We start from the raw sequence: 23,569 nt of genomic DNA, 5'->3' as shown, positions 1-23,569 counted from the left end.
GGACCCCGTGGCCGAGGCATACATCGTCGGCGCAGTACGCACCCCCGTCGGCACGAAGAAGGGCGCCCTGGCCGCCGTGCACCCGGCGGACCTGGGGGCGCACGTGCTCAGGGAACTCGTCTCCCGGACCGGGGTGGACCCCGCCGCGGTCGAGGACGTCATCATGGGCTGCGTCAGCCAGGTCGGGCCCCAGGCGCTCGACCTCGCCCGCACCGCCTGGCTCTCCGCGGGCCTCCCGGAGTCCGTCCCCGGCGTCACCATCGACCGCCAGTGCGGCTCCTCCCAGCAGGCCGTCCACTTCGCCGCCCAGGGCGTCATGTCCGGCACCCAGGACCTCGTCGTGGCCTCGGGCGTGGAGAACATGGGCATGGTCCCCATGGGGGCCAACGTCCAGTACGCCCTCGACAACGGGCTCGGCCTGTACGGCGACGGATGGGCCGAGCGCTACGGCCACCAGGAGATCTCCCAGTTCCGCGGCGCCCAGCTCATGTGCGAGAAGTGGGGCTTCAAGCGCGAGCAGCTGGAGGAGTTCGCCCTGGAGAGCCACCGGCGCGCGGCCCGGGCGCTGGAGGCGGGCCACTTCGACGAGCAGATCGCCCCCCTGGCCGGGGTGGAGCGCGACGAGGGCGTGCGCCCCGACACCACCCTGGAGAAGATGGCGGGCCTGAAGCCGCTGCGCGAGGGCTGGGCGCTCACCGCCGCCGTGGCCAGCCAGATCTCCGTCGGCGCGGGCGCGGTCCTGATCGCCTCCGAGCGGGCGGTCGAGCGGCACTGCCTGACCCCGCTGGCCCGGATCGTGCAGCTCTCGCTGGTGGGCGACGACCCCGTGTACATGCTCACCGCGCCCATCCCGGCGACCCGGATCGCCCTGGAGAAGGCGGGCCTGGGCATCGACGACATCGACGTCACCGAGATCAACGAGGCCTTCGCCCCGGTGCCGATGTCCTGGATCCAGGAGCTGGGCGCCGACCCGGCCAAGGTCAACCCCAACGGCGGCGCCATCGCCCTCGGCCACCCGCTGGGCGCCACCGGCACCGTGCTCATGGCCAAGCTGGTCGGCGAGCTGCACCGCACCGGCGGCCGCTACGGCCTCCAGACCATGTGCGAGGGCGGCGGCCAGGCCAACGTCACCATCATCGAGCGGGTCTGAACCTTCCAGCTCCGGTGCCTGTGTGCTTGCATGCATGAATGCAAGCACATAGGCTTCCTTTATGAGCCAGGTGACGTGGAGAGCCGAGGAAGAGCTGGTCCGACGGGTCAGATGCACCGCTGAGCGCCGTGGCGTCAGCATGAACGAGTATCTGACGCGTGTGCTGAGCGCCGCGACCGATCCCGAACTCGAGGGCGACGAAGCGGAGGCGATCCGTGCCAAGCTCGCCCAGGCGGGGCTCCTCGATTCCTCGGGGACGCCTCGGACACGTCCCAGCAGGGAAGCGTTCGAGAGGGCACGCAGGGCGACCGCTGGAGGGACTCCTTTGGAGGACCTTGTTGCGGAAGGTCGTGAATGAGCGTTTTCGCGGATACCTCTGCCGTGGTCAAGCTGTACGCCGTCGAACACGGCAGTGACGTGATGCTCGGCGTGACGGAACCGATCGTAGTGTCACAGTTGACCCGGGTCGAGGTACCGGCCGCTCTCTGGCGGAAACAGAGAATGGGGGAGCTGGGCGTCGAGGACACGAGAATCCTCGTGTCGGCGTTCGAAGCGGACTACTTCGGCGTCCCGGAAGGGCCTTCCCGTTTCGTCCCGGTGACGGTGGCGGCGCAGGTCCTCGAAGAGGCTGTCCGGCTCACGGCCGTCCACGGCCTGCGCGCGTATGACGCTGTGCAGTTGGCCTCGGGCAAGGCCATCCGTTCGCTGGACCCCGGGTGCTCCACCTTCGCCGCCTTCGACAAGAACCTCCGAGGCGCGGCCGCGATGGAGGGCTTCTCCCTGCTTCCGGAGACGTGACCGGTGCTTGACGAGGACGAGGCCGGGGCGGCAACGGGTGAACCGTGCACCGGAACCGTTCCCGAAGGAGGCGGTCGGTTGACCGACCGCCTCCTTCGGGACGAAGGGGACGTTCCGGTGGCAACTGGTCAGGTCATGGCCCTTCCCGGGGCCGACGGCGGCGCCTAGCGTCCGCCGGAGGCCAGCGCCGGGCCGCCGACGCCGTTGGGCAGGCCCAGCCAGGCCGCCATCTCGGTCAGCTGCTCGACCAGTTCGGGCAGCGTCTCGTCGGGCGCGCCGTCCTCCAGCGTGATCCGCTGCGCCAGCAGGGTCCCCGAGGCGCGGTCCGCCTTGAGGTCCACCCGCGCCACCAGGTCCTCGCCCAGCAGGAACGGCAGCACGTAGTAGCCGTGCACCCGTTTGGCGGCGGGCACGTAGATCTCCAGCCGGTACCGGAACCCGAACAGCTCCTCCGCCCGGTCGCGCGTCCACACCAGCGAGTCGAACGGGCTCAGCAGCGCCCGCGCGCGCACGCTGCGCGGCACCCGGGCGTCCCGGTGCAGGTAGGCCGTGCGGTCCCAGCCCCGCACCCGCACCGGCACCAGCTCACCCGCCTCCACCAGGTCGGAGACCGCCGCCCGGGACTCGGTGTGCTTGAGGCGGAAGTAGTCGCGCAGGCACGGCTCGGTGGCCACCCCGTGGGCGCGGGCGGCGATCGACACCAGCTCCCGGTGCGCCTCCTCCGGGGTGGTCTCCGGCGCCGCGTGCACCTCCGGCGGCAGCACCCGCTCGGGCAGGTCGTAGAGCCGCTCGAACTGCGCGTTGCGCCCGTTGGAGGTCAGGTCGCCGACCCAGAACAGGTACTCCAGGCACCTCTTGACCTCGGACCAGTTCCAGCCCCAGTGGTCCTTGGCGCGCGGCACGTCGTGCGCCAGCGCCGCCTCCACCCGCCGGGCGCTGGCCGGGCCGATCCGCACCACCTCCTCCAGCACCGCCTTGACCAGGCCGGGCTTCTCCTCCCGGATGCGGTCCATCCACCCCACGCGCTCCTGGGCGCGGTTGCGCTCCATCCGGTGGCGCATGAGCTGGCGGGTGGAGGGCGGCACCAGGCTGGCCTCGTGCGCCCAGCACTCCACCAGCCGCGCGGCCCCCGACCCGGCCGCGGAGGTGGTCGCCCGGTCCAGCAGGGCGGTGTCGTAGGCGCCCATGCGCGCGAAGACCGGCAGGTACTGGCTGCGGGCCAGCACGTTCACGCTGTCGATCTGGAGGATGCCCACCCTGCGCACCACCCGCGCCAGGTGGGCGAGGGTCGGTTTCCCGGCGGGCCGGGGGTCGCTGAACCCCTGGGCGGCGAGCGCGATCCTGCGCGCTTGGGAGAGGGAGAGTTCCGCGTCGCGGCGGGGGTGCGGTTCTGCCATTGCGCCACCGTAACGCCGACCGCCGACAGTCCGCTCCTCCGGGCCGCGGAGCCCGTGCGCCGAACCGGCGGGGAGTGCCGAAAAACCTTTGACCCAATGCGAACCTCCGGGGGTGGGAAGCCGTCCAACAGAACGCGACAACAACCGCCGGGCACGTGCCGGGAGTCGCGCACGCCCCGGTGCGGAGGACGGCCGCACCGGGGCCACGACCGTTCCCGTGCCCCGCGCCCCCGAGGAGCGGGGCACGAACGGTCGCCTCCTCGCGTTCTCCCCGCCGGGAACCCCGCGCTCCCGTCGTCCACAGGCCCGTTCTCCCGCTCTCCCCCTCGCGTTCCCGTCCGCGTTCCCGCGGGGGCGGCCGCCGTCGAACCCGCCCCCGGCGAGGGCACCCCCCGCACGGATCCGTACCCCCTCTACGCCCGGTCTGCCCGGAGCATGCCGACGGAGGCCGACGGCGCCGTCGTCGCGGACGGGGAGACCCGGCGGGTCTACCGGGAGCACCGGCTGGGGCGGCACGACGGCTTGGAGCACGTGCGCCGGTCCGACCTGCTCCTGGGCGGGCCCGCTCCGCGCGGTCCCGGCGGGGCCGCGGGCGCGGTAGCGGACACGCGGGACCGGTTCCCCTGCGAGGCCGGTCCCGTCGCCGCCATGGCCTAGCCTTCTGCTGTGCGTATCGCGACATGGAATGTGAACAGTGCCCGGGCCAGGGCCGAGCGGATCGGCGCCTGGCTGGACCGGAGCGACGTCGACGTCCTCGCCATCCAGGAGACCAAGGCCCGGGACGACCAGTTCCCCGCCTCGGTCCTCACCGACCGCGGCTACGAGGTGGCCCACCACGGCCTGTCCCAGTGGAACGGGGTCGCGATCGCCTCCCGCGTCGGCCTGGAGGACGTGCGGATCGGCTTCCCCGGCCAGCCCGGCTACGGCGACCCCGAGGAGGCCGAGGCCCGCGCCATCGGCGCCACCTGCGGGGGCGTGCAGGTGTGGAGCCTGTACGTGCCCAACGGGCGCGAGGTCGACCACCCCCACTACGCCTACAAGCTCCGCTGGCTGGAGGCGCTGCGCGAGGCGGGCGCCGCCAGCCTGGCCGCCGACCCCGGCGCCCAGATCGCCTACGTCGGCGACTTCAACATCGCCCCGCGCGACGAGGACGTGTGGGACATGGCCGCCTTCGAGGGCAGCACCCACGTCACCGAGCCCGAGCGCGTGGCCTTCGACAAGCTGGTCGGCGCCGGGTTCGACGAGGTCGTGCGCGCCTACACCCCCGGTCCCGGCGTGTACACCTACTGGGACTACAAGGGCCTGGCCTTCCCCAAGCGCAGGGGCATGCGCATCGACTTCGTGCTCGCCTCCCCGGCGCTGCGCGACCGCGTCAGCGGCGCGAGCATCGACCGCGAGGAGCGCAAGGGCAAGGGCGCCTCCGACCACGCCCCGGTCATCGTGGGCCTGGACGGCGACACCGGCGGGGCCGTGGCCAGGGAGGCGGACAAGTGAGCGCCGCGGCGCCGCGCGTGGCGGTCTTCGGCAGCGTCAACATGGACCTGGTCGCCTACGTCGAACAGGTGCCCGCCAGCGGGGAGACGGTCACGGGCACGGCCTTTCGCCAGGTGCCCGGCGGCAAGGGCGCCAACCAGGCCGTGGCCGCGGCCCGGGCCGGGGCCGACGTGGCCTTCCTCGGCGCTGTGGGCGAGGACTCCTTCGGGGAGGACCTGCGCGCCAACCTCGTCGGCAGCGGCGTCGACGTGTCCGGTCTGCGCACGGTGCCCGGGGCGTCGGGGGTGGCGCACATCGTCGTGGACGGCGGGGGCGGCAACTCGATCATCGTCGTGCCCGGGGCCAACGGCGAGGTCACCGGCGTGGCCGCGGGCGACCCCGGGATCATCGGGGGCAGCGCCGCCCTGCTGCTCCAGCTCGAACTGCCCATGGAGGCGGTGGTCTCGGCCGCGCGCACCGGCCGCGAGCTGGGCGTCCCGGTCTACCTGACCCCGGCTCCCGCGCGCGAGCTGCCGGCCGAACTCCTGGAGTCGGTGGACGTCCTGGTGCCCAACCAGCACGAGGCGGCCGCGATCACCGGCCGCGCCGAGCCGCGCGAGGCGCTGGCCGCGCTGCTGGAACTGGTTCCGGAGGTGCTGCTGACCCTGGGCGAGGACGGCTCGCTCCACGGTCGCAGAGGGGACGAGCCGCTGCACGTTCCCGCGCGCCGGGTGGAGGCGGTGGACACCACGGCGGCCGGGGACGTCTTCTGCGGGTCGTTCGCGGTCGCCCGTGCGGAGGGCCGCACACCCGAGGAGGCCATGCGGTTCGCCGCCGCGGCGGCCGCGCTCTCGGTCCAGCGGCACGGCGCCAGTTCGTCGATGGCCTCCCGGGACGAGGTCGAGGCTCTGCTGGACGGCTGAGTCCGCCGCCGACCCTCCCCGGCTCCCGCGGGACCCTGGCCGTTCGGGCACGCGCTCCTCAGGGCGCGTGCCCGATCTGGCGGAGGAAGGGGGCGGGGTCCTGGTTCTGGAGGCGCACCTCCAGCACGATGTCCACCGTGTCGCCGACCATGCGGCCTCCCCAGGGCACCGGACCGCCGTCGCCCACGCCGAAGTCCGAGAGGCGGATCCGGGTGGTGGCGGAGAAGAAGTGGCCGTGGGTGTCCTCGGGGGAGGCGTAGTCGGGGGCCTCGCCCACCCACCGGGCGTCCAGCACGGTGGGCACGGTCGTGCCGTGGATGGTCAGGTCGCCGTGCAGGCGGAAGGCGTGGGGGTTGCGTCCGCCCGGTTCCAGCCCGGTGGAGACGAAGCGCAGCTCGGGGTGGTGGTCCACGTCCAGGAAGTCGGGGGAGCGCAGGTGGGCGTCGCGCGCGCCCACGCCGGTGTTGACGCTGGCGGCGTCGAGGACGACCTCCACCGCGGACCGTCCGGGCTCCTCGGCGACGGCGACACGGCCCCAGGCCTGGCCGAACGTGCCCTGGACCCGTCCGAAGCGCAGGTAGTGGGCGACGAAGATCAGGCTGGAGTGCAGGGGGTCGAGGTACCAGGTGCCGGGTTCGGGGCCGACCTGCGCGGGGGCGGTTGTCATTACCTATTTCTCCCTTTTGTCTTATATGGGGCTTTTGTCCACATACTTTAGGTCTGACGCCCCGACGGGGAACGGAGTTCCGGCCCGGCCGGAGGCGAGATCTTCGACTCGGTGGCCGCGCACGCGTTGGAACCGCCTCTGACGAGGCGATTCGTGCTGTGTGAGATCTCCCGGAGGGTTCTGGGCGGCCGGAACCGGTCAGCCGCGCGTTCGCGGGTGGACACGGCACGCGAAGGACCGCGCGCCCACGGGCGCCGGCGCGCACACGAAGGAGGCCGGGGCGGCACCGCCCCGGCCTCCTCTCACACGCGCGTCCGGTGGACCCGCGTGGGCCCCGCTACATGTGCTCGGGAGCCTCCACGCCCAGCAGGTCCAGGCCCTGGACCAGGACCCGGAACGCCACCGCGACCAGCGCCAGGCGCGACTCGCGCTCGGCCTCGTTCGGGGCGGTCAGCACCGGGCAGTGCTCGTAGAAGGCCGTCAGGGACTGCGCCAGCTCGAACAGGTACGTGGACAGCCGGTGCGGCTGGAGCAGGTCGCCGACCTGCGCCACCACCGCGCCGAACTCCAGCAGCTTGAGCGCCAGGTCGCGCTCGGCGCCCTCGGAGACGCTGATGTCCCCCCTGGCCTGCGACAGCTCCAGGCCGCCCTTGCGGAAGATGGACCGGATCCGGGCCTGGGCGTACTGCAGGTACGGGCCGGTGTTGCCGGTCAGGGCCAGCATCCGGTCGAAGTCGAAGGTGTACTCGGTGTCGTGCGCGACCGACAGGTCGGCGTACTTGACCGCGCCGATGCCCACCTGGCGGGCGATCTCGGCCTGGCCCTCGGCGTCCAGGTCGGGGCGGTTCTGCGCGACCACCGCGGCGGCGCGCTCGATCGCCTCGTCCAGCAGCGCCATGAGGCGCACCGGGGCGCCGCTGCGGGTGCGCAGGATCTTGCCGTCGCCGCCCAGCACGTTGCCGATCTGCACGTGGACGGTCTCCACGCCCTCGGGCAGCCATCCGGCCTCGCGGGCGGTGGCCCACACCATCTTGAAGTGCATGGCCTGCGGTGCGCCGACCACGTACAGGATGCGGTCGGCCTTGAGGTCGTCCACGCGGTGGCGGACGGTGGCCAGGTCGGTGGTGGCGTAGCCGTAGCCGCCGTCGCTCTTGCGCACGATCAGCGGGACGGGCTTGTCCTCGCGGCCGGTGAAGCCCTCCAGGAACACGCACAGGGCGCCGTCGCTGATCTCGGCGATGCCCTTGGCCTCCAGCTCCTCGCACACGTCGGCGAGCGCGGCGTTGTAGCTGCTCTCCCCGGCCAGGTCCTCGTCGGTGAGGGTCACGCCGAGCTTGGCGTACACCTTGTTGAAGTAGACCTTGGAGAGGCCGACGAGCTTGCGCCACAGGCGCAGCGTCTCCTCGTCGCCGCCCTGGAGGGAGACCACGCGGCGGCGGGCGCGCGCGGCGAAGTCCTCGGGGCCGGGGCCCGACGAGTCGAACTTGGTCCGGGCGGCCTGGTAGAAGGCGTTGGGGTCGGTGGTGACCAGGTCCGCCTCGGGGGAGTCCTCGCCCACCTCCAGCAGGTGCTCGATGAGCATGCCGAAGGGCGTGCCCCAGTCACCGATGTGGTTCTGGCGGATGACGTTGTGGCCCAGGAACTCCAGGGTGCGCGCGAGCGCGTCGCCGACCACGGTGGTGCGCAGGTGCCCGACGTGCATCTCCTTGGCCACGTTGGGCGCGGAGTAGTCCAGCGGGATGTTCTGGCGCTCCTGCTCGGGGACGCCCAGCCGCGGGTCGTCCAGGAGTCGGCGGGTCTGCCCGGCGATCCAGTCCTCGCGCAGCGTCAGGTTGATGAAGCCCGGCCCGCTGACCTCGACGTCGCGGCAGACGTCGGCCACGTCCAGGTGCTCCATGATCGCCGCGGACACCTCACGCGGCTTTCGGCCCAGTCGCTTGGCGAGCGCGAGCGCGGCGTTCGCCTGGTAGTCGGCGAACTGGGACGGGCGGATGACGGGGTCGGTGTCGGCGAACTCGGGGCCGAAGGCGGCGCCGAGGGCGGACTGGACCCGTCGCGAGAGTACTTCCTGCGGGTCGGCCATGCCCCAAGCGTACCGACCGGAGCCGCCCCTCCCGGCCCGTGCGGGCCGGGGCGGGCGGTCGTCCACAGGCCCCGGGAGGGGGTGGGCGCGGTGCGTCGGCCGGAAACAACCTGGACACAAGGGGATCCCCAGGCGCCGTCCGCTTCGCGCTGCCCGCCTACCGGCGCCCCGTCCCGGGCCGCTCCGGTGCTCCGGGCCGCCGTCAGCGCTCCTCGGTCTGCTCCGGGCTCCGCTGCCCCGGCGCCTCGGACTGGGCCAGGCGGTGCAGCCAGTTCGGCGGGCGGCTGTGCACCCGGCGGCGGATCTGCTCCCCGATGCGGCCGCCCGCCAGGTCGTTGGCCAGCTGGCAGGCGCGGGCCACGCCCTTGGCCCGGCTGTCGCCGTGCGCGATCACCACGGTCCCGTTCAGGCCCAGCAGCGCGGCCCCGCCGTAGGTCTCGCTGTCCAGCCGCTCGCGCAGGCTCCGCAGCGCCCTGCGCTGCAACAGCGCGCCCGCCTTGGCCGCCGTCGAGGAGGTCAGCGCCGCGTGCACGGCCTCCATCGCGAACGCGGCCGTTCCCTCCACCGACTTCAGCGCCACGTTGCCGGTGTGGCCGTCGGTCACCACCACGTCCACCTTGCGCGCGAGCAGGTCGTGGCCCTCGATGTTGCCCCGGAAGTCCATCGCCGGGGGCCCCTCCGCGGTGGCCGCCAGCAGCTCCGTCGCCCGGCGCACGAGCTTGTTGCCCTTGCCCGGCTCCGAACCGATGGTGAGCACGCCCACCCTGGGCCTGCGCACCCCGAACGCGGTCTGGGCGTACGCGCAGCCCAGGTGCGCGAACTGCACCAGCATCTCGGGCTTGGCGTCGGCGTTGGCCCCGGCGTCCACCATGATCGTGGGCGTCTCACCGGTGGGAAGGGTCACAGCCAGCGCCGGGCGCAGCACCCCGGGCTGGGTGCGCAGCCGCACGGTGGAGGTCGCCACGATCCCGCCGGTGGAACCGGCCGAGACCAGGGCGTCGGCGTCGCCCCGGCGGATCAGGCGGCAGGAGACGGCCGCGCTGGAGCGGGGCCGCCGCCAGCTGGCCAGGGCGCCCTCGTGCATGGCCAGGTTGTCCTCGGCGTGCACGATGGGGATGTCGCGCAGCGCGCCCTCCTCGGCGAGCAGCGCGGCGATCTCGCTGCGCCGCCCCACGAGCAGGACGCGCAGGCCGAGTTCGCGGACGGCCAGCACGGCGCCCCGCACGATCTCGGCGGGCGCGTTGTCGCCGCCCATCGCGTCCACGGCGATGATCGGCGGGGAGGAGCGCCGCGCGACGGAGGCCTCCGCGTCGGGTGTACCAGTCAACTGTTCCCTCACGGGTGTGGTGGGCGGACGCGGTGACACGGTACCGGGTCGCGCCGTGGCGGCGCGGTCGGGCGCTTTCGTCTACTCATGCGAGGATACTTCCCGTATGTCCAGGTCAGGACTGGACTTCCCGCATGATGGATAAAAGTCCCCAAACGGGGTATATCCGCTCGCTGCCCCGGGGTGTGATCACCCTCCGGCGGCACGCGACAACCACATCGAACACCTTCCCGGTGGTCCGCCGGTGCGCACGCGCACCGGAACCGCCGGCTCAGGGCTGCCCGCACCAACCCGCCGGGCACCCTGCTCACCCGCAGAGAGGAGAGGCGTGAGCGTAACGCCAGACGTGGCAACGTCCCCGTCCGCCGGACGTCGGTTTCGTGCCTACACCACGAAACACCTCGACGAGCTCACCACGCGAGCCGGACTCGCCGCCGACGAGCGGCTCGCGGTGCAGGCGGTGGCCACCGTGCTGCCGTTCCGGGTCAACAGCTACGTCGTCGACGAGCTGATCGACTGGGACGCGGCTCCCGACGATCCGATCTACCGCCTGGTCTTCCCGCAGGCGGACATGCTGCCCCAGGACGACGTGTCCCGGATCGCCGACCTGCTGCGCTCTGGCGCCCAGCGCAAGGAGCTGAACGAGGCCGCCAACCAGATCCGCGCACGCCTGAACCCGCACCCCGCGGGCCAGATGGACCTCAACGTGCCCAAGCTGGCCAACGAGGAGCCCATCCCCGGCGTCCAGCACAAGTACAAGGAGACCGTGCTCTTCTTCCCCAAGCAGGGGCAGACCTGTCACGCGTACTGCACGTACTGCTTCCGCTGGGCCCAGTTCGTCGGCGACGCCGACCTGAAGTTCGCCTCCAGCGAGATCGACCAGCTCGTCGACTACGTCCGCTCGCACCCCGAGGTCACCAGCGTCCTGTTCACCGGCGGCGACCCGATGATCATGGGCGAGGGGGTCATCTCCAAGTACATCGAGCCGCTGCTGGAGATCGAGCACCTGGAGGCCATCCGCATCGGCACGAAGGCACTGGCCTACTGGCCGCAGCGCTTCGTCACCGACCCGGACGCCGACGACACCCTGCGCCTGTTCGAGAAGGTCGTGGCCTCGGGTAAGAACCTCGCGTTCATGGCCCACTTCTCCCACCCCAACGAGATGCGGCCCGAGCTGGTCCAGGAGGCGGTGCGCCGCATCCGCGCGACCGGCGCCGTCATCCGCACGCAGGCGCCGCTGATCCGCACGATCAACGACGACTCCGCCGTGTGGGAGAGCATGTGGCGCACCCACGTGCGGCACGGCATGGTCCCGTACTACATGTTCGTCGAGCGTGACACGGGTCCGCAGGACTACTTCGCGGTGCCGCTGGCGGAGGCCTACGAGATCTTCCGCGGCGCCTACAAGAAGGTCTCGGGACTGGCCCGCACGGTGCGCGGCCCGTCGATGTCGGCGACCCCGGGCAAGGTGTGCGTGGACGGCGTCACCGAGGTGGCGGGCCAGAAGGTCTTCGTCCTGCACTTCATCCAGGCGCGCGACCCCGAGCTGGTCGGCAGGCCCTTCTTCGCCGAGTACGACGAGAAGGCCGCGTGGCTGTTCGACCTCAAGCCCGCCCTGGGCGCCACCCACCTGCCGTGGGAGCGGCCCCCGGCCGGCGCGCCCGGCGGCCTGGTCGATCCCACCCGCCTGTAGCCACGGACCGGCGCCGCGCGGCGCGTCCCCGGCCCCGAGGCCGAGGAAGGAGCGGACGGCGGTCCCGTCCCAGGGGAATTGGAGCGTCCCTGGGGCGGGTCCCGTCCGCCGCGCGCGGCCCCGGACACGAAGACGGAGCCCGGCACCGCGGTGGTGCCGGGCTCCGCTCGCGTCCGCGTCGTGGACGGAGTGCGGGCCGCCGGACGGGTTCGGGTGGTCGCGGCGGCCCTCGACGCGGACCCTTTCCGGGATGGTCTGAGGGGTGGGGGAGTCGGGTCAGCTCAGGAGGGCGTCGAAGTCGCCGGTCTTGGCGCCGCGCACGAAGGCCTCGATCTCGGCGGGGGTGTAGACGAGCGCCGGTCCCTGGGGGTCGCGCGAGTTGCGCACGGCGATGTCCCCGTCCGGTAGCGCCGCGACCTCGACGCAGTTCCCGTCCGGGTTGCTCCAGCTGCTCTTGGTCCAGACGACCTTCGGCAGGCGGCTGGCGGGAACGCCGTTGTAGATCGGATGCATCTCAACCTCCTGGAACGTGGGGGACGCGTGAGCGGGGTGTGTCCACACGCGGCGGTCCAGTCCACCGCGCCCGTTGTGTCGAACCCCCGGCCCCCACCGGGAAGACGACCCCCGGGCATGGGCGGCCCTGTCCCCCGTTGGGCTGTTTCATCCCCGGTGCGAGCCAAAGCGTAGCTTATGCACGTGCATTCGTACTTACGGCGGTAAGTACTTATGCAAGCGCGCCGGGCGGTTCGGGGACAGAAGCGCACGTCACGCCTAACGCGTCGGGGAAAGCGGGGGGTTCGGCCTCCGCGGATCGTTGCCCGGTCGTGGCCGAAGGGGGCCATCGGAGGACCGGTTTCGTGTGCGCAGAGCGAACGCCCGGGCGCGGAGGGCGACCAGGCGTGGGACGGCGGCGGGGAGGAGGCGACCGGTGAGGCGGGGGGCCGGTGGCGCGATCCGGAGGTGGAGGGAAGGGCGTCCCGAGGCGGGTACCCCGGTCAGGGGCTCGGGAAACGGCTGGCGGGGGCGGGGCGGGGGTCCAGGAGCAGTGCTCGGGTGGGGCCGGGGGTCAGGAGTAGCGCTCCAGGAAGCCGCGGAGGATCTCCTCCGTGGCGGAGGGCGGCGGCGCCTGGGTGGCGAGGTGGTCCATCGTCTGCGCGTAGCGGTGGGTGTCGTCGTACTTGTCGAAGTACAGGGCGCTGCTCAACTGCTCCAGGTAGACCACGTCGGGCAGCTGGGGGGTGGGGAAGCGCAGGATGCTGAAGGGGCCTCCCGCGGCGGGGTGGCCGCCCATGGCGAAGGTGGCGATCTGGAGGGTGATGTTGGGGCGGCGGGCCATCTCGATCAGGTGCTCGATCTGCTCCCGCATCACCCGGGTGTCGCCGTAGGGGCGGTGCAGCACGGCCTCGTCGATGACCGCCCACAGTCTGGGCGCGTCCGGTTCGACGAATCTGCGCTGGCGGCGCATGCGCATCTGCACACGACTGTCCACGTCATCGTCGGACGTGGCGGTCCGGGACAGGCGGATGACCGAGCGCGCGTAGTCCTCGCTCTGGAGCAGGCCCGGGACGAACTGCACCTCGAAGGTGCGGATGACCGACGCGGCCTCCTCCAGGCCGACGTAGACGCCGAACCAGTTCGGCAGCACGTCGCCGTACTTGTGCCACCAGCCCTGGGCGTTGGCGCTGGAGACCAGTCCGAGGAGGGCCTCGCGCTGGTCCGCCCGGTCCACGCCGTAGAGCTTGAGCAGGTCGTCCACGTCGCGGCGCTTGAAGCTGACCTGGCCCAGCTCCATGCGGCTGATCTTGGCGTGGGAGGCGCGGATGGCGTACCCGGCGTCGTGCCGCGAAATCCCCTTCTCCTGCCGCAGCCGCCTCAGCTGCGTTCCCAGGAGAATGCGCAGCACGGTGGGGCCACCGCTGGAATTGGCCAGGAAATCCTGGGTGACCTGTAGATTCTGTGCCTCTTCGGCGACCACATCGCCTCCTGTGCGACGGCTGTAACGGCTTTGGTGCGGGCGACCGCTCAGTATACCCACGGGGTTTCGTTACGGACAGGGGCGAGCGGGGATTGGGCCGGGGCCTATGAGCCCCTTACGGGTCTGATGTAAACACGGATGCCCGTCTGTGAATTCTGCGCAGGGGATCTACCAATAAGGGTGCTTCGTCCTATACGCTAGCCCGGACGTTGAGCTGCACGTGCATCTGTGTCTTACAGATGTAAGCCACGATGGCCCCGCGGACCGGGTCAACCGACAGCGCACTCGTGAGGACCGTGATGAACGCAGAGCTGGTGTCCTCGGAGACCGACTCCGAGCCCTCCTGGAGCCGCCCCTCTCTCGCGGAGGCCTCCCAGGCACTCCTGGGCGGCTGGTGGGACGACCCACTGGGCCGCCTCTCGGTCGGGGAGCGCGCGCGGACGAGGGACGCGGCGGCGGGCGCGTTCGCGGCCTCGCCGGAGTCGGTGCGCCGGGCGCGCGAGTTCGCCTCCGGGGTCCTGGAGGGGTGGGGGTTCCGTGAGGAGCTGGAGGACGTCCGGCTGATCGTCTCCGAACTCGTGGGCAACGCCTGCCGCCACGCCCTCCCCGAGCGCGGTGTCCCGCACGGCCGCGTCGTGGTCCAGCTGCGCCGCCTCGACGGCGGCCGGGGCGGAGTGGTGTGCATGGTCGCCGATTCCAGTGTGAAAGCGCCGGTCAGAGTGGACGCCCACCATTTCGCGGAGTCGGGCCGGGGGCTCGGCCTCGTCTCCGCTTTCAGCCGGGAATGGGGCTGGGAACCGGTGCGCGACCGCGGAAAAATCGTGTGGGCGATATGCGGTGGTGAGGGCTGACGCGCGCCTGTGAGGCGACGCCGGAAAAGGACTCCGGGGCTGTGGACGGCACCGGACGGGCCGTCCGGGAAGAGTAGGCTGTCAACGCATGTCGGCATTTGGCCGACCGCGTCCTGAGCAGAGTTCCCTACACCCGATCCCGGAGCGAGGCGTGACCGTGCTGGACACGGAACAGGACCAGTTCGTCTGTGACGGGATCACCGTCGTCGAGCTGGGCGGCGAGATCGACATCGCCACCGCCGAGGAGGCGTTCACCCGGATCACGGCCGCCGCCGCCGACGGCTGCGTGGTGGTGGACCTGTCCGCGGTGGAGTTCATCGACGCCTCGGGCGTCAACGCCCTCGTGCGGGCCCTGCGCTTCGCCACGGGGGCACGGCACCACCTTCTCCTGGCCTGCCCCCCGCGCCAGCTGACCCGCATCCTCGACGTCCTGGCGCTGGGCGCGGTCCTGCCGACCCATCCCGACGTCTCCGCCGCCCGCTCCGCCCACGACGGGTCGGGGCACGGCGCGCCGCGCTGACGGGAGCGTTCCCACGGGGGGAGCGGACCCGGTCGCGCCCCCGATCCGGTTCCCAGCCGCATACGGACCGACCTCGGACGTCACACGTCCCCGTGCGCGGGCCGACCCCGGACACACCGGTCTCCGGGCACGAAGGAGGGCGCGCCCGGCGCCGTGCGCCGGACACGCCCCCTCCTCGGTCCCCGCCGCTACTCGACCGTCACGCTCTTGGCCAGGTTGCGCGGCTGGTCCACGTCGTTGCCCTTGGCCAGGGCCAGCTCGCAGGCGAACACCTGCATGGGGATCGTGGACACCAGCGGCTGGAGCAGGGTCGGCACGGCCGGGATGGGGATGAGCACGTCCGCGTACGGGCGGACCGCCTCGTCGCCCTCCTCGGCGATGACGATGGTGCGGGCGCCGCGGGCGCGCACCTCCTGGATGTTGGACACGATCTTGTCGTGCAGCACGCTGCGGCCCTCGGGGGAGGGCACCACCACGACGACCGGCACGCCGTCCTCGATCAGCGCGATCGACCCGTGCTTGAGCTCACCGGCGGCGAACGCCTCGGCGTGCATGTACGCCAGCTCCTTGAGCTTGAGCGCGCCCTCCATCGCCACGGGGTAGCCCACGTGGCGGCCCAGGAACAGCACCGTGTCCGCGTCGGCCAGCGACCGGGCCAGCTCGCGGACCGGCTCGGCCGTCTCCAGGACCCGCTCGATCTGCTCGGGCATGGTGGCCAGCTGGGCGATCACGGCGTTGATCTCGTCGCCGAACTTCAGCCCGCGCACCTGCGCCAGGTACAGGCCGATCAGGTAGCAGGCGGCCAGCTGGGTGAGGAAGGTCTTGGTGGCGGCGACGCCGACCTCGGGGCCCGCGTGCGTGTACAGCACGCCGTCGGACTCGCGCGGGATGGTGGATCCGTTGACGTTGCAGATGGCCAGCACCCGGGCGCGCTGCTCGCGGGCGTAGCGGACCGCCATCAGGGTGTCCATGCTCTCGCCGGACTGGGAGATGGCGATGACCAGGGTCTGCTGGTCCAGGATCGGGTCCCGGTAGCGGAACTCGCTGGCGACCTCGACCTCGCACGGGATGCGGCACCAGTGCTCGATGGCGTACTTGGCGATCAGGCCCGCGTGGTAGGAGGTGCCGCAGGCGATGATGACGATCTTCTCGACCGAGCGCAGGTCCTCGGGGGACAGGCGCATCTCGTCCAGGGTGAGCTGGCCGTCGACCGTCACGCGGCCCAGGAGGGTGTCGGCCACCGCGCGCGGCTGCTCGACGATCTCCTTGAGCATGAAGTAGTCGTAGCCGCCCTTCTCGGCGGCGGAGGCGTCCCAGTCCACGTGGTACTCGCGCACGTCGACGGGGTTGCCCTCGTAGTCGGTCACCGTGATCGAGTCCGCGCGCAGCTCCACGACCTGGTCCTGGCCCAGCTCGACCGCCTCGCGGGTGTGGGCGATGAACGCCGCCACGTCGCTGGCCAGGAAGTTCTCGCCCTCACCGCGGCCGACGACCAGCGGGGAGTTGCGGCGGGCCGCCACGACCAGGTCGGGGTCGTCCACGGAGACGGCCACGAGGGTGAACGCGCCCTCCAGGCGCTTGCACACGGCGCGCATGGCCGAGGGCAGCTCGCCGGTCCGGGCCAGCTCGGCGTTGAGCAGGTGCGCGGCGACCTCGGTGTCGGTCTCGGAGAGGAACTTGCAGCCCTGCTCCTCCAGCTCCAGGCGCAGCGCGGCGAAGTTCTCGATGATGCCGTTGTGGACGATGGCGACGCGGTTGTCGTTGTCCACGTGGGGGTGGGCGTTGACGTCGTTCGGCGCGCCGTGCGTGGCCCAGCGCGTGTGTCCGATCCCGGCGCCGTCGCCGCTGACGGGCCGCTCCTCCAGCGCCCGGCGCAGGTTCGCGAGCTTGCCCGCGCGCTTCTCGGTGCGCAGAGCGCCGTCGCCCAGCACAGCCACACCCGCGGAGTCATATCCGCGGTACTCCAACCTTGCGAGGCCGTCCACGACGACTTCAAGCGCCGGTTGCGGCCCGACGTAGCCAACGATTCCGCACATGGCCGCCAGCGTAAGCGAAGAAGCCGGTCGAATCGACCAACCAGGCATCCATACCACTGGTCGTTTTCCCAGGTAGCGGTATAGACCATTTGGTGCATGGGGAGTAGACCGCGCAGGTCGGGGGCATGGGGAGGCAACGAGTGGAACCGATTCCACCCTCCGGGAAGGAGAGGCAAAATTTTGGGGGTGCGTGTCGTGAACATGTGGTTTCCGGCACGTTTACGGTGCCATGGCGGGACTTGTGGGGACCGGCCGCCCAGCGCGGTCGACCCCCTGCTCTAGGGTGGTCATTCGTGTCTCACACGACGAAGAACGGCTTCTCCACGCCGTACGTGGAGATGGACCGGGAGGCCTGGGCCGCGCTCCGGGCCTCCACACCCCTGTCCCTGACCGAGGCGGACCTCGCCGAGCTCCGCGGCACCACCGACCCCACCTCCCTGGACGACGTGCGGGACGTCTACCTGCCGCTGTCGCGACTGCTCAACCTCTACGTGGGCGCGACCCAGCAGCGGCACGCCGCCGTGCGCGCCTTCCTCGGCGAGTCCGACCGCCCGTCGCCGTTCATCATCGGCGTCGCGGGCAGCGTCGCGGTCGGCAAGTCCACCACCGCGCGCCTCCTGCGCTCCCTGCTCGCCCAGTGGCCCAACCACCCGGACGTGGAACTGGTCAGCACCGACAACTTCCTGCACGCCAACGCGGTGCTGGAGTCGCGCGGCCTGATGCGCCGCAAGGGCTTCCCCGAGAGCTACGACCGCCGCGCCCTGGTGCGCTTCGTGTCGGAGATGAAGGCGGGGGCCGACCGGATCGACATCCCCGTCTACTCCCACCTGAACTACGACATCGTGCCGGACGAGCGCCAGACCGTGCACCGCCCCGACATCCTCATCGTCGAGGGCATCAACGTCCTCCAGGCCCCCTCCGCGGGGCGCCTGGCCGTGGCCGACTTCTTCGACTTCTCCATCTACGTGGACGCCAAGGTCGAGAACATCCGCGGCTGGTACCTCGACCGCTTCCGCGAGCTGCGCCGCACCGCGTTCTCCGACCCGCGCTCCTACTTCCACCACATGGCCACCGCCATCGGCGAGGAGGAGTCGTTGGAGTTCGCCGCCAACACCTGGCGCACCATCAACGAGGTCAACCTCGTGGAGAACATCCGCCCCACCCGGGGGCGGGCCACCCTGGTCCTGTACAAGGGCGACGACCACCGCGTGCGGCGGGTGCGGCTGCGCAAGACCTGACCGGCCCGGCCCGGCCGCGCTGGGCCGGGCCGCAGCGCGGCCGCCGCGGCTACCCCGAGGTCAGGGCCAAGCCGATCAGCACGCCCGCCACGACGGCCAGGGTCAGGGCGACGGCGAACGCCATTCCGAGCAGGTAGGCGTGCTGTTCGAACCACGTCACGAGGCCGGGGCGGAACCGGTTGAGCTCCTTGGGGGTGACAGGCCCCTCCGGGCCGCTGCACGGCAGCCCGAGCGCGCCCACCAGCCGGTCCATGTCCTCGGTCGTGTAGTTGGCGCCGTACACCCGGACGAGCACGCCGCCGTGCGGGTCGAGGACGAACAGGGTGTCGCAGGGGCCCCCGCGCGGCTGGACGACGGTCGCGCGGATCGTCCACACGGCGCGCGACCGTGACCGGCGCCGCTGGAAGAGCGCCCCCTTGAGGACGATCTCGTGCGCGGTCAGCACGATCCTGGCGCGGTGGAGGTGCACGGCCACCACCGCGACCAGCACGGTCCACGCGACACCCGTGGCCAGGGCCGCTCCCGGGCCGACGCGGAACGCGATGCCGGCGGTCACGACCACACCGGTCACCACCCCCACACCCAACCTGGCCCATCCCGCCCGAAGACCGGGCCGCAGTACGAGGTCGTCCTGAACGTGGTGCATGTGAGTACCGTCCTTTCCCGGTTCCTCGGACGCTTCCGGGCCCGTGTTGGTTTCCTCTTCCCCGGACGGCCGCGTACCGGCGGCGGCACGGCCGCGGGCCCGGGTTCCGGTCCGGTTTGGTGAGGGTCCCGGAGCGGGTTAGGCTGGTGGCTCTTTTCGGCCGCGCCCCCTGAACGGGTGCTGTGCGCTCTCACGGATCGGAACGAACCGGGCCCTCGCGGCGACCGGGGCGGGACCCGCGCACGCGCGCTGCCGCGTTCCTGTCCCGCCGATCCCCTCCGAGGTCGCCGCATGTCCACGACCGATTCCCCCGCCGCGCCCGTGAGCCCCGAACTCCGGGCCGAACGCGACCGCCTCGCCGCCGCCCGCGCCGCCCTGGAGCGTATGCGCGCGGAGGTCGAGAACAGCGAACTCGTCCTGGGCGACGTCGTCAACGACAAGGTCACCAACGCCGCCCTGCGCCGCGGCCGCGAGCGCCGCCTGGCGGCCCTGGCCGACGTCCCCGGGGCGCCGCTGTTCTTCGGCCGCCTCGACTTCGAACCGGGCACCGTCTTCCTGGACGACGACGTGTCCGACGTCGCCGAGCCCGACCGGATCCACATCGGCCGCCGCCACGTCCACGACGCCGAGGGGCGCCCGATGGTCCTGGACTGGCGCGCCCCCATCTGCGTCGCCTACTACCGGGCCTCGCCCGGCGACCGGATGGACGTGCGCCTGCGCCGCCGCTACGGCTTCACCACGATCGACCACGGCCGCGACGCCGACCCCGAGGTGGTGCTCACCGCCTTCGAGGACGAGCCGCTCACCACCGTCCCGACCGGGACCGGCCAGCGCGCCAGCGCCCTGCTGGACGCGGAGATCGAACGCCCCCGCACCGGGCCCATGCGCGACATCGTCGCCACCATCCAGCCCGAGCAGGACGGCCTGGTCCGGGCCCCGCTCGCCACCACCCTGTGCGTGCAGGGCGCGCCCGGCACCGGCAAGACCGCCGTGGGCCTGCACCGCATCGCCTTCCTCCTCTACACCGAGCGCGAACGCCTCTCCCGCTCCGGTGTGGCGATCGTCGGCCCCAACCGCTCCTTCCTCTCCTACATCCGCGACGTCCTGCCCGCCCTGGGCGAGGTGGACGTCCAGCAGACCACCGTCACCGAGATGCTCACCGCCGGGCTGCCCGAGCGGTCCCGCCCCGCCGCCGGATGGGTGCGCCGCACCGAGGAGCCCCGCGCCGCCCGGATCAAGGGCCAGGCCCGCATGGCCGAGGTGGTCCGCCGCGACCTGTGGTCGCACCTGCGCACGCCCGAGGAGGCGGTCATGGTCCGCCGCGGGTCGCGCCGCTGGCGCCTGTACCCCGAGGACCTGCGCCCCCTCCTGGACGAGCTGGCCGAACGCGGCGTCGCCTACGGCTCCGGGCGCGAACTCCTCTCCCACCGCATCGCCCACGCCGTGCTCTCCCTCATGGAGGCCCAGGGCGAGGTCTGCGACGACCGCACCCACGCGCAGGTGCGCCGCGACCCCGCCGTGAAGTCGGCCGTCACCGCCATGTGGCCCAAGGCCGACCCGCTCAAGCTGGTGCTCGGTCTGCTCACCGACCCCGAACGCCTGGCCCGCGCGGCCGAGGGGCTGCTCACCGCGGAGGAGCAGGCCGCCGTCCTGCTGCCGGGAAGGCCCCGGGGTCCCAAGGCGGCCCTGTGGTCGGAGGAGGACCTGGCCCTGGTGGACGAGGCCGCCGCGCTCATCGAGCGCCCCGCCGGGCTCGGCCACATCGTGGTGGACGAGGCCCAGGACCTGAGCCCCATGCAGTGCCGGGCGATCGGCCGCCGCTGCGTGTCCGGCTCACTCACGGTGCTCGGCGACATCGCCCAGGGCACCAGCCCCTCGGCGGCCGTCAACTGGTCCACGCTCCTGGAGCACCTGGGCAAGCCCACCGGCCACCTGAGCGTGCTGGACCGCGGCTACCGCGTCCCCGCCCAGATCATCGACTTCGCCGCCCGCCTGCTGCCCGCGATCGCGCCCGGGCTGGGCGCGCCCGTGGCCGTGCGCCGCGCGCCCGGGGCACTGCGGATCACCCCTGCCGAGGGCGGTCTGGCCGCGTCGGTCGCCGACGCCTGCCGCACCGCGCTCAAGGGGGAGGGCTCGGTCGGCCTCATCGCCGCCGACGCCGACCTGCCCGCCCTGCGCGAGGCCGTCGAAGCCGAGGGGCTGGCCGCGCCGCTGCTGGGGGAGGCGGGCGCCGGGCCGGACGCGGGCCGTCTGGTCGCGGTCCCCGCGAGCCTGGCCAAGGGCCTGGAGTTCGACGCCGTGGTGGTCGCCGAGCCCGCCGCCATCGCCGAGGCCGAGGAGCGCGGCGTCAACCGGCTCTACGTGGTGCTCACCCGCGCGGTGAGCACCCTGCACGTGGTGCACGCGCGCCCCCTGCCGGAGGCCCTGCGCGGTACCGGGGCGTGACGGCGGGCGGGAGTGCGCCGGGCGCCCGGCCCCGCCGGACCCGGGAGGCGGCGTGCGCGTGCCCGGGGAGTGCGGGCCCTGAGGTGTGCGCGTGCCTGGAGAGTGTGGGTCCTGGGGGTGTGCGCGTGCCCGGGGGTGTGCGCACGCCCCGGGCAGCCGCCGGTCTCGCGGCGCCCCGCGCGGGTGCCGCTCCCGCTCCGGTCCCTCAGTGCCCGACGCGGGCGCGCCGGGGCGTCCAGTCCCGCTTCCACAGGCTGGGCAGCAGGCCCGCGGCGAGCAGCCACAGGGCCACCGCCACCAGGTGGATCCGTTGCAGGGCGCTGAACACGACCCCGGGGTCGCCGTCGCCCCCGCCCGCGTAGACCCGTACCGCCGCGACCAGGACGGCGACGGCGGTGACCAGCTGGAGCGCGGCCACGGCGGCCACCAGCGGCCACTTGCCGTCGCCCGCCCTGCGCCGGTCCACGGCCAGCACGATCGCACCCGCCAGCGCGGCCAGGAGCGCCACCGCCGCGAGGACGGCCTGGGCCGCCGTGGCCCCCTCCAGCCCCTCCGCCAGCGACTCCGTCGCGCACGGGACGTCCGTGGACACCACGCACGGCCCGGGGAAGAACGTGGCGGCCAGCGACGCCGTGCCGAACACGAGCATGCACCACCACGACACCGCCAGCAGGTGGCCCGTCCTCTCCCTCGCGCCCAGCCCGAGACCGATCCCGGCGGCGATCATCACCAGGATCGCCGCGATGCGGTGCGCGCTCTCCAGGAACCTGGCGAAGTCCGAGCTCTGGACGGCCAGGGCTCCCCGGGCCGCGCTGCTGTCGGGCAGCATGACCTCCACGACCCACAGGCTGTACACGAGCGCGGCCACCACGGCCGCGACCCTCCCGTCCCTGTAGTCCCAGTGCAACTGTGTGGAGTGCGACATCGTGCCCCCTGCCTTCCACGAGTTCCCGCGCCCCCGCCGAGGCGTCCCCCGAAGGGCGCGCGGTCGAGCCCACCCCTGTGTCGCCATCCCCTACCCGGGGTGCCCCGACTCACCCAACTCGCGTCGGCACCGTTATCCACGGTTGCGTGTTCACACGGCATCATCGGGGGACACCGGCGGAATACGCGGGGCAGGGACGGCCGACGAGAAGGGCGCACGCATGGACGGCGCATCCACGACGCGATGGGTGATCGTGGGGGTCGACGGCACGGAATCCAGCCGCCACGCGCTGGAGTGGTCGGCGCACCAGGCGATGCTGCGCGGCCTCGGGGTCCGGATCGTCGCGGCGGCGGGGCCGCTGGCCTCGGTCGGCGTGTTCGCGGGGCACGGGCACGCCGACCCCGACGTCGCCCCGGACGTGTTCCCCGACGAGGCCGACGCCCAGGGGGCCGAGTCCCTGCTGGAGTACGCCGGGGACTGGGTGGCGCGGCTCTTCCCCGAGCTGCGGGTGGAGAAGCGCCTGTCCTACGCCCGCCCGGTGGAGGCCCTGCTCACCGAGGCCTCCGCGGAGGGCGCCGTCGCCGTGGTGGTCGGCTCGCGCGGGCTGAGCGGGATCGTGGCCGCGTTCGTCGGCTCCGTGGGCATCGAACTGGCCGCCCGCGCGCCCGTTCCGGTGATCGTGCTGCCCCGGGAGCACGCCTCCGCGCACGGTGTGCGGGGCCGGGTGATCGTGGGCATCGACGGGTCCGAGCCCAGCAGGCGCGCGGTGGACTTCGCCTTCGCGCAGGCCGAATTCGCCGACACCGAACTGGTGGCGGTGAGCGCCTGGCAGCCGCTGGTGGCCTTCGCCGCCGCCACCGGACCGATCCCGCCCGAGCTGTTCGACGACGCGACCGCCGCCGAGGCCGCCCGGCAGGCCCTGGAGGAGGAGCTGGCCGGACCCCGCGCGCGCCACGCCGGTGTGCCGGTGCGCACCCGGGTCGTGCGCGCCCACCCCGTGATCGCCCTGCTGGAGGAGGCCACCCCCGCCGACCTCATCGTGGTCGGCTCGCGCGGACGCGGGGGCTTTCGCGGACTGCTGCTCGGATCGGTGAGCCACTCCGTCCTGCACGGCGCCAGGGGGCCCGTCGCCATCCTGCGCTGATCCGGCCGGTTCGTTCCGCGCTGATGTGGACCGGCTCGCCCTGGGCTGGTCCGGGCCGTCGCGGTCCTGACGCTGATCCGGGCCGTCGCCGTTCTGCCGCTGGTCCGGACCCGCTCGTTCCGCCCTGTTCCGGGTCGTCGCGGTCCTGCCGCTGTTTCGGACCGGCTCCGCTTCCACCGCTCCCACCTGGGAAGACGTCTCTCCGTCCCCGGGGTGCGGCGGCACAGGTCTAGTGCCAGCCCAGAGCCCGCGACCGGGCCCCGGACACACGGTGTGAC

General features: G+C 72.7%; 21 protein-coding genes. 12 read left to right on the top strand and 9 right to left on the bottom strand.

What is annotated here, in order from left to right; all coding sequences use genetic code 11:
• Positions 1-7 precede the first annotated feature (7 nt).
• The 3 genes from EV372_RS06995 (at position 8) to EV372_RS06985 (ending at position 1,948) form a co-directional block, all read left to right on the top strand.
• Positions 8-1,150, top strand: a complete 1,143-nt coding sequence (locus tag EV372_RS06995) for an acetyl-CoA C-acetyltransferase (RefSeq protein ID WP_130395330.1) — start codon at positions 8-10, stop codon at positions 1,148-1,150.
• Between the two features lie 61 nt (positions 1,151-1,211).
• On the top strand, positions 1,212-1,508 hold the full coding sequence (locus EV372_RS06990) for a transcriptional regulator (protein ID WP_071622804.1): 297 nt from the start codon (positions 1,212-1,214) through the stop codon (positions 1,506-1,508).
• The gene (locus EV372_RS06985; RefSeq protein ID WP_130395329.1) at positions 1,505-1,948 is read left to right on the top strand and encodes a type II toxin-antitoxin system VapC family toxin; all 444 of its coding nucleotides are present in this window, start codon (positions 1,505-1,507) and stop codon (positions 1,946-1,948) included. The genes EV372_RS06990 and EV372_RS06985 overlap by 4 nt, the downstream gene beginning before the upstream one ends.
• A gap of 164 nt (positions 1,949-2,112) precedes the next feature.
• On the opposite strand, the gene EV372_RS06980 is transcribed toward EV372_RS06985, so the two are convergent.
• Positions 2,113-3,345 (bottom strand): winged helix-turn-helix domain-containing protein, encoded by a 1,233-nt coding sequence (locus EV372_RS06980; protein ID WP_130395328.1) that lies wholly within the window; start codon positions 3,343-3,345, stop codon positions 2,113-2,115.
• A 435-nt stretch (positions 3,346-3,780) separates the two neighbouring features.
• Here EV372_RS06980 and EV372_RS29345 point away from each other — a divergent pair, with 435 nt between their 5' ends.
• The 3 genes from EV372_RS29345 to EV372_RS06965 are packed head-to-tail and all read left to right on the top strand — an operon-like array spanning position 3,781 to position 5,741.
• A complete protein-coding gene (locus EV372_RS29345; protein ID WP_253795124.1) occupies positions 3,781-4,002 on the top strand; it encodes a hypothetical protein in 222 nt (73 codons plus the stop codon).
• Positions 4,003-4,011: 9 nt separating this feature from the next.
• Positions 4,012-4,839: an exodeoxyribonuclease III gene (locus EV372_RS06970; protein ID WP_197044370.1), complete on the top strand. Its 828-nt coding sequence runs from the start codon at positions 4,012-4,014 to the stop codon at positions 4,837-4,839.
• Entirely contained in the window at positions 4,836-5,741 is a 906-nt protein-coding gene (locus EV372_RS06965; RefSeq protein ID WP_130395327.1) for a ribokinase, read from the top strand. The genes EV372_RS06970 and EV372_RS06965 overlap by 4 nt, the downstream gene beginning before the upstream one ends.
• A 58-nt stretch (positions 5,742-5,799) precedes the next feature.
• On the opposite strand, the gene EV372_RS06960 is transcribed toward EV372_RS06965, so the two are convergent.
• The 3 genes from EV372_RS06960 to plsX form a co-directional block, all read right to left on the bottom strand.
• Positions 5,800-6,408, bottom strand: coding sequence for a YceI family protein (locus EV372_RS06960; RefSeq protein ID WP_130395326.1), 609 nt, complete (start codon positions 6,406-6,408; stop codon positions 5,800-5,802).
• Between the two features lie 337 nt (positions 6,409-6,745).
• Positions 6,746-8,491 carry an arginine--tRNA ligase gene (gene argS / locus EV372_RS06955; protein WP_130395325.1) on the bottom strand — a complete coding sequence of 582 codons (1,746 nt, stop codon included), beginning with the start codon at positions 8,489-8,491 and terminating at the stop codon, positions 6,746-6,748.
• A gap of 202 nt (positions 8,492-8,693) precedes the next feature.
• Positions 8,694-9,818: a phosphate acyltransferase PlsX gene (gene plsX / locus EV372_RS06950; protein WP_130395324.1), complete on the bottom strand. Its 1,125-nt coding sequence runs from the start codon at positions 9,816-9,818 to the stop codon at positions 8,694-8,696.
• Between the two features lie 451 nt (positions 9,819-10,269).
• On the opposite strand from plsX, the gene EV372_RS06945 reads away from it, so the two are divergent.
• Positions 10,270-11,511: a KamA family radical SAM protein gene (locus EV372_RS06945; protein ID WP_197044495.1), complete on the top strand. Its 1,242-nt coding sequence runs from the start codon at positions 10,270-10,272 to the stop codon at positions 11,509-11,511.
• 276 nt (positions 11,512-11,787) lie between these two features.
• Here EV372_RS06945 and EV372_RS06940 read toward each other — a convergent pair whose 3' ends face one another.
• Complete coding sequence (locus EV372_RS06940) at positions 11,788-12,024, bottom strand: DUF397 domain-containing protein (protein ID WP_013155155.1); 237 nt, start codon at positions 12,022-12,024, stop codon at positions 11,788-11,790.
• 553 nt (positions 12,025-12,577) lie between these two features.
• Positions 12,578-13,486 carry a helix-turn-helix domain-containing protein gene (locus EV372_RS06935; protein ID WP_026338109.1) on the bottom strand — a complete coding sequence of 303 codons (909 nt, stop codon included), beginning with the start codon at positions 13,484-13,486 and terminating at the stop codon, positions 12,578-12,580.
• 299 nt (positions 13,487-13,785) lie between these two features.
• Here EV372_RS06935 and EV372_RS06930 point away from each other — a divergent pair, with 299 nt between their 5' ends.
• Both EV372_RS06930 and EV372_RS06925 read left to right on the top strand, forming a co-directional pair.
• Positions 13,786-14,337, top strand: a complete 552-nt coding sequence (locus tag EV372_RS06930; protein ID WP_130395323.1) for an ATP-binding protein — start codon at positions 13,786-13,788, stop codon at positions 14,335-14,337.
• A 151-nt stretch (positions 14,338-14,488) separates the two neighbouring features.
• The gene (locus tag EV372_RS06925; RefSeq protein ID WP_013155152.1) at positions 14,489-14,857 is read left to right on the top strand and encodes an STAS domain-containing protein; all 369 of its coding nucleotides are present in this window, start codon (positions 14,489-14,491) and stop codon (positions 14,855-14,857) included.
• 188 nt (positions 14,858-15,045) lie between these two features.
• Here EV372_RS06925 and glmS read toward each other — a convergent pair whose 3' ends face one another.
• Positions 15,046-16,893 carry a glutamine--fructose-6-phosphate transaminase (isomerizing) gene (gene glmS / locus EV372_RS06920; RefSeq protein WP_130395322.1) on the bottom strand — a complete coding sequence of 616 codons (1,848 nt, stop codon included), beginning with the start codon at positions 16,891-16,893 and terminating at the stop codon, positions 15,046-15,048.
• Positions 16,894-17,225: 332 nt separating this feature from the next.
• Here glmS and coaA point away from each other — a divergent pair, with 332 nt between their 5' ends.
• Positions 17,226-18,131, top strand: coding sequence for a type I pantothenate kinase (gene coaA / locus EV372_RS06915; RefSeq protein WP_253797527.1), 906 nt, complete (start codon positions 17,226-17,228; stop codon positions 18,129-18,131).
• 49 nt (positions 18,132-18,180) lie between these two features.
• Here the strand turns inward: coaA and EV372_RS06910 are convergent, their stop codons facing one another.
• A complete protein-coding gene (locus tag EV372_RS06910; RefSeq protein WP_130395320.1) occupies positions 18,181-18,777 on the bottom strand; it encodes a hypothetical protein in 597 nt (198 codons plus the stop codon).
• 291 nt (positions 18,778-19,068) lie between these two features.
• On the opposite strand from EV372_RS06910, the gene EV372_RS06905 reads away from it, so the two are divergent.
• Positions 19,069-21,222: a HelD family protein gene (locus EV372_RS06905; protein WP_130395319.1), complete on the top strand. Its 2,154-nt coding sequence runs from the start codon at positions 19,069-19,071 to the stop codon at positions 21,220-21,222.
• Between the two features lie 205 nt (positions 21,223-21,427).
• Here EV372_RS06905 and EV372_RS06900 read toward each other — a convergent pair whose 3' ends face one another.
• Positions 21,428-22,147 carry a DUF998 domain-containing protein gene (locus tag EV372_RS06900; protein ID WP_130395318.1) on the bottom strand — a complete coding sequence of 240 codons (720 nt, stop codon included), beginning with the start codon at positions 22,145-22,147 and terminating at the stop codon, positions 21,428-21,430.
• A 220-nt stretch (positions 22,148-22,367) separates the two neighbouring features.
• Here EV372_RS06900 and EV372_RS06895 point away from each other — a divergent pair, with 220 nt between their 5' ends.
• On the top strand, positions 22,368-23,291 hold the full coding sequence (locus EV372_RS06895; protein WP_130395317.1) for a universal stress protein: 924 nt from the start codon (positions 22,368-22,370) through the stop codon (positions 23,289-23,291).
• Positions 23,292-23,569 lie beyond the last annotated feature (278 nt).

This window comes from Nocardiopsis sp. CNZ308, assembly GCF_004217075.1.
This window is presented reverse-complemented; position numbering and strand designations above follow the sequence as displayed.

What these genes read in the sequence shown, in the direction of transcription:
- EV372_RS06990 (WP_071622804.1), top strand. Translation starts at nt 1,212, where the DNA reads ATGAGCCAGGTGACGTGGAGAGCCGAGGAAGAGCTGGTCCGACGGGTC.
- EV372_RS06985 (WP_130395329.1), top strand. Translation starts at nt 1,505, where the DNA reads ATGAGCGTTTTCGCGGATACCTCTGCCGTGGTCAAGCTGTACGCCGTC.
- EV372_RS06980 (WP_130395328.1), bottom strand. Translation starts at nt 3,345, where the DNA reads ATGGCAGAACCGCACCCCCGCCGCGACGCGGAACTCTCCCTCTCCCAA.
- EV372_RS29345 (WP_253795124.1), top strand. Translation starts at nt 3,781, where the DNA reads ATGCCGACGGAGGCCGACGGCGCCGTCGTCGCGGACGGGGAGACCCGG.
- EV372_RS06960 (WP_130395326.1), bottom strand. Translation starts at nt 6,408, where the DNA reads ATGACAACCGCCCCCGCGCAGGTCGGCCCCGAACCCGGCACCTGGTAC.
- argS (WP_130395325.1), bottom strand. Translation starts at nt 8,491, where the DNA reads ATGGCCGACCCGCAGGAAGTACTCTCGCGACGGGTCCAGTCCGCCCTC.
- EV372_RS06940 (WP_013155155.1), bottom strand. Translation starts at nt 12,024, where the DNA reads ATGCATCCGATCTACAACGGCGTTCCCGCCAGCCGCCTGCCGAAGGTC.
- EV372_RS06930 (WP_130395323.1), top strand. Translation starts at nt 13,786, where the DNA reads ATGAACGCAGAGCTGGTGTCCTCGGAGACCGACTCCGAGCCCTCCTGG.
- glmS (WP_130395322.1), bottom strand. Translation starts at nt 16,893, where the DNA reads ATGTGCGGAATCGTTGGCTACGTCGGGCCGCAACCGGCGCTTGAAGTC.
- EV372_RS06910 (WP_130395320.1), bottom strand. Translation starts at nt 18,777, where the DNA reads ATGCACCACGTTCAGGACGACCTCGTACTGCGGCCCGGTCTTCGGGCG.
- EV372_RS06905 (WP_130395319.1), top strand. Translation starts at nt 19,069, where the DNA reads ATGTCCACGACCGATTCCCCCGCCGCGCCCGTGAGCCCCGAACTCCGG.
- EV372_RS06900 (WP_130395318.1), bottom strand. Translation starts at nt 22,147, where the DNA reads ATGTCGCACTCCACACAGTTGCACTGGGACTACAGGGACGGGAGGGTC.
- EV372_RS06895 (WP_130395317.1), top strand. Translation starts at nt 22,368, where the DNA reads ATGGACGGCGCATCCACGACGCGATGGGTGATCGTGGGGGTCGACGGC.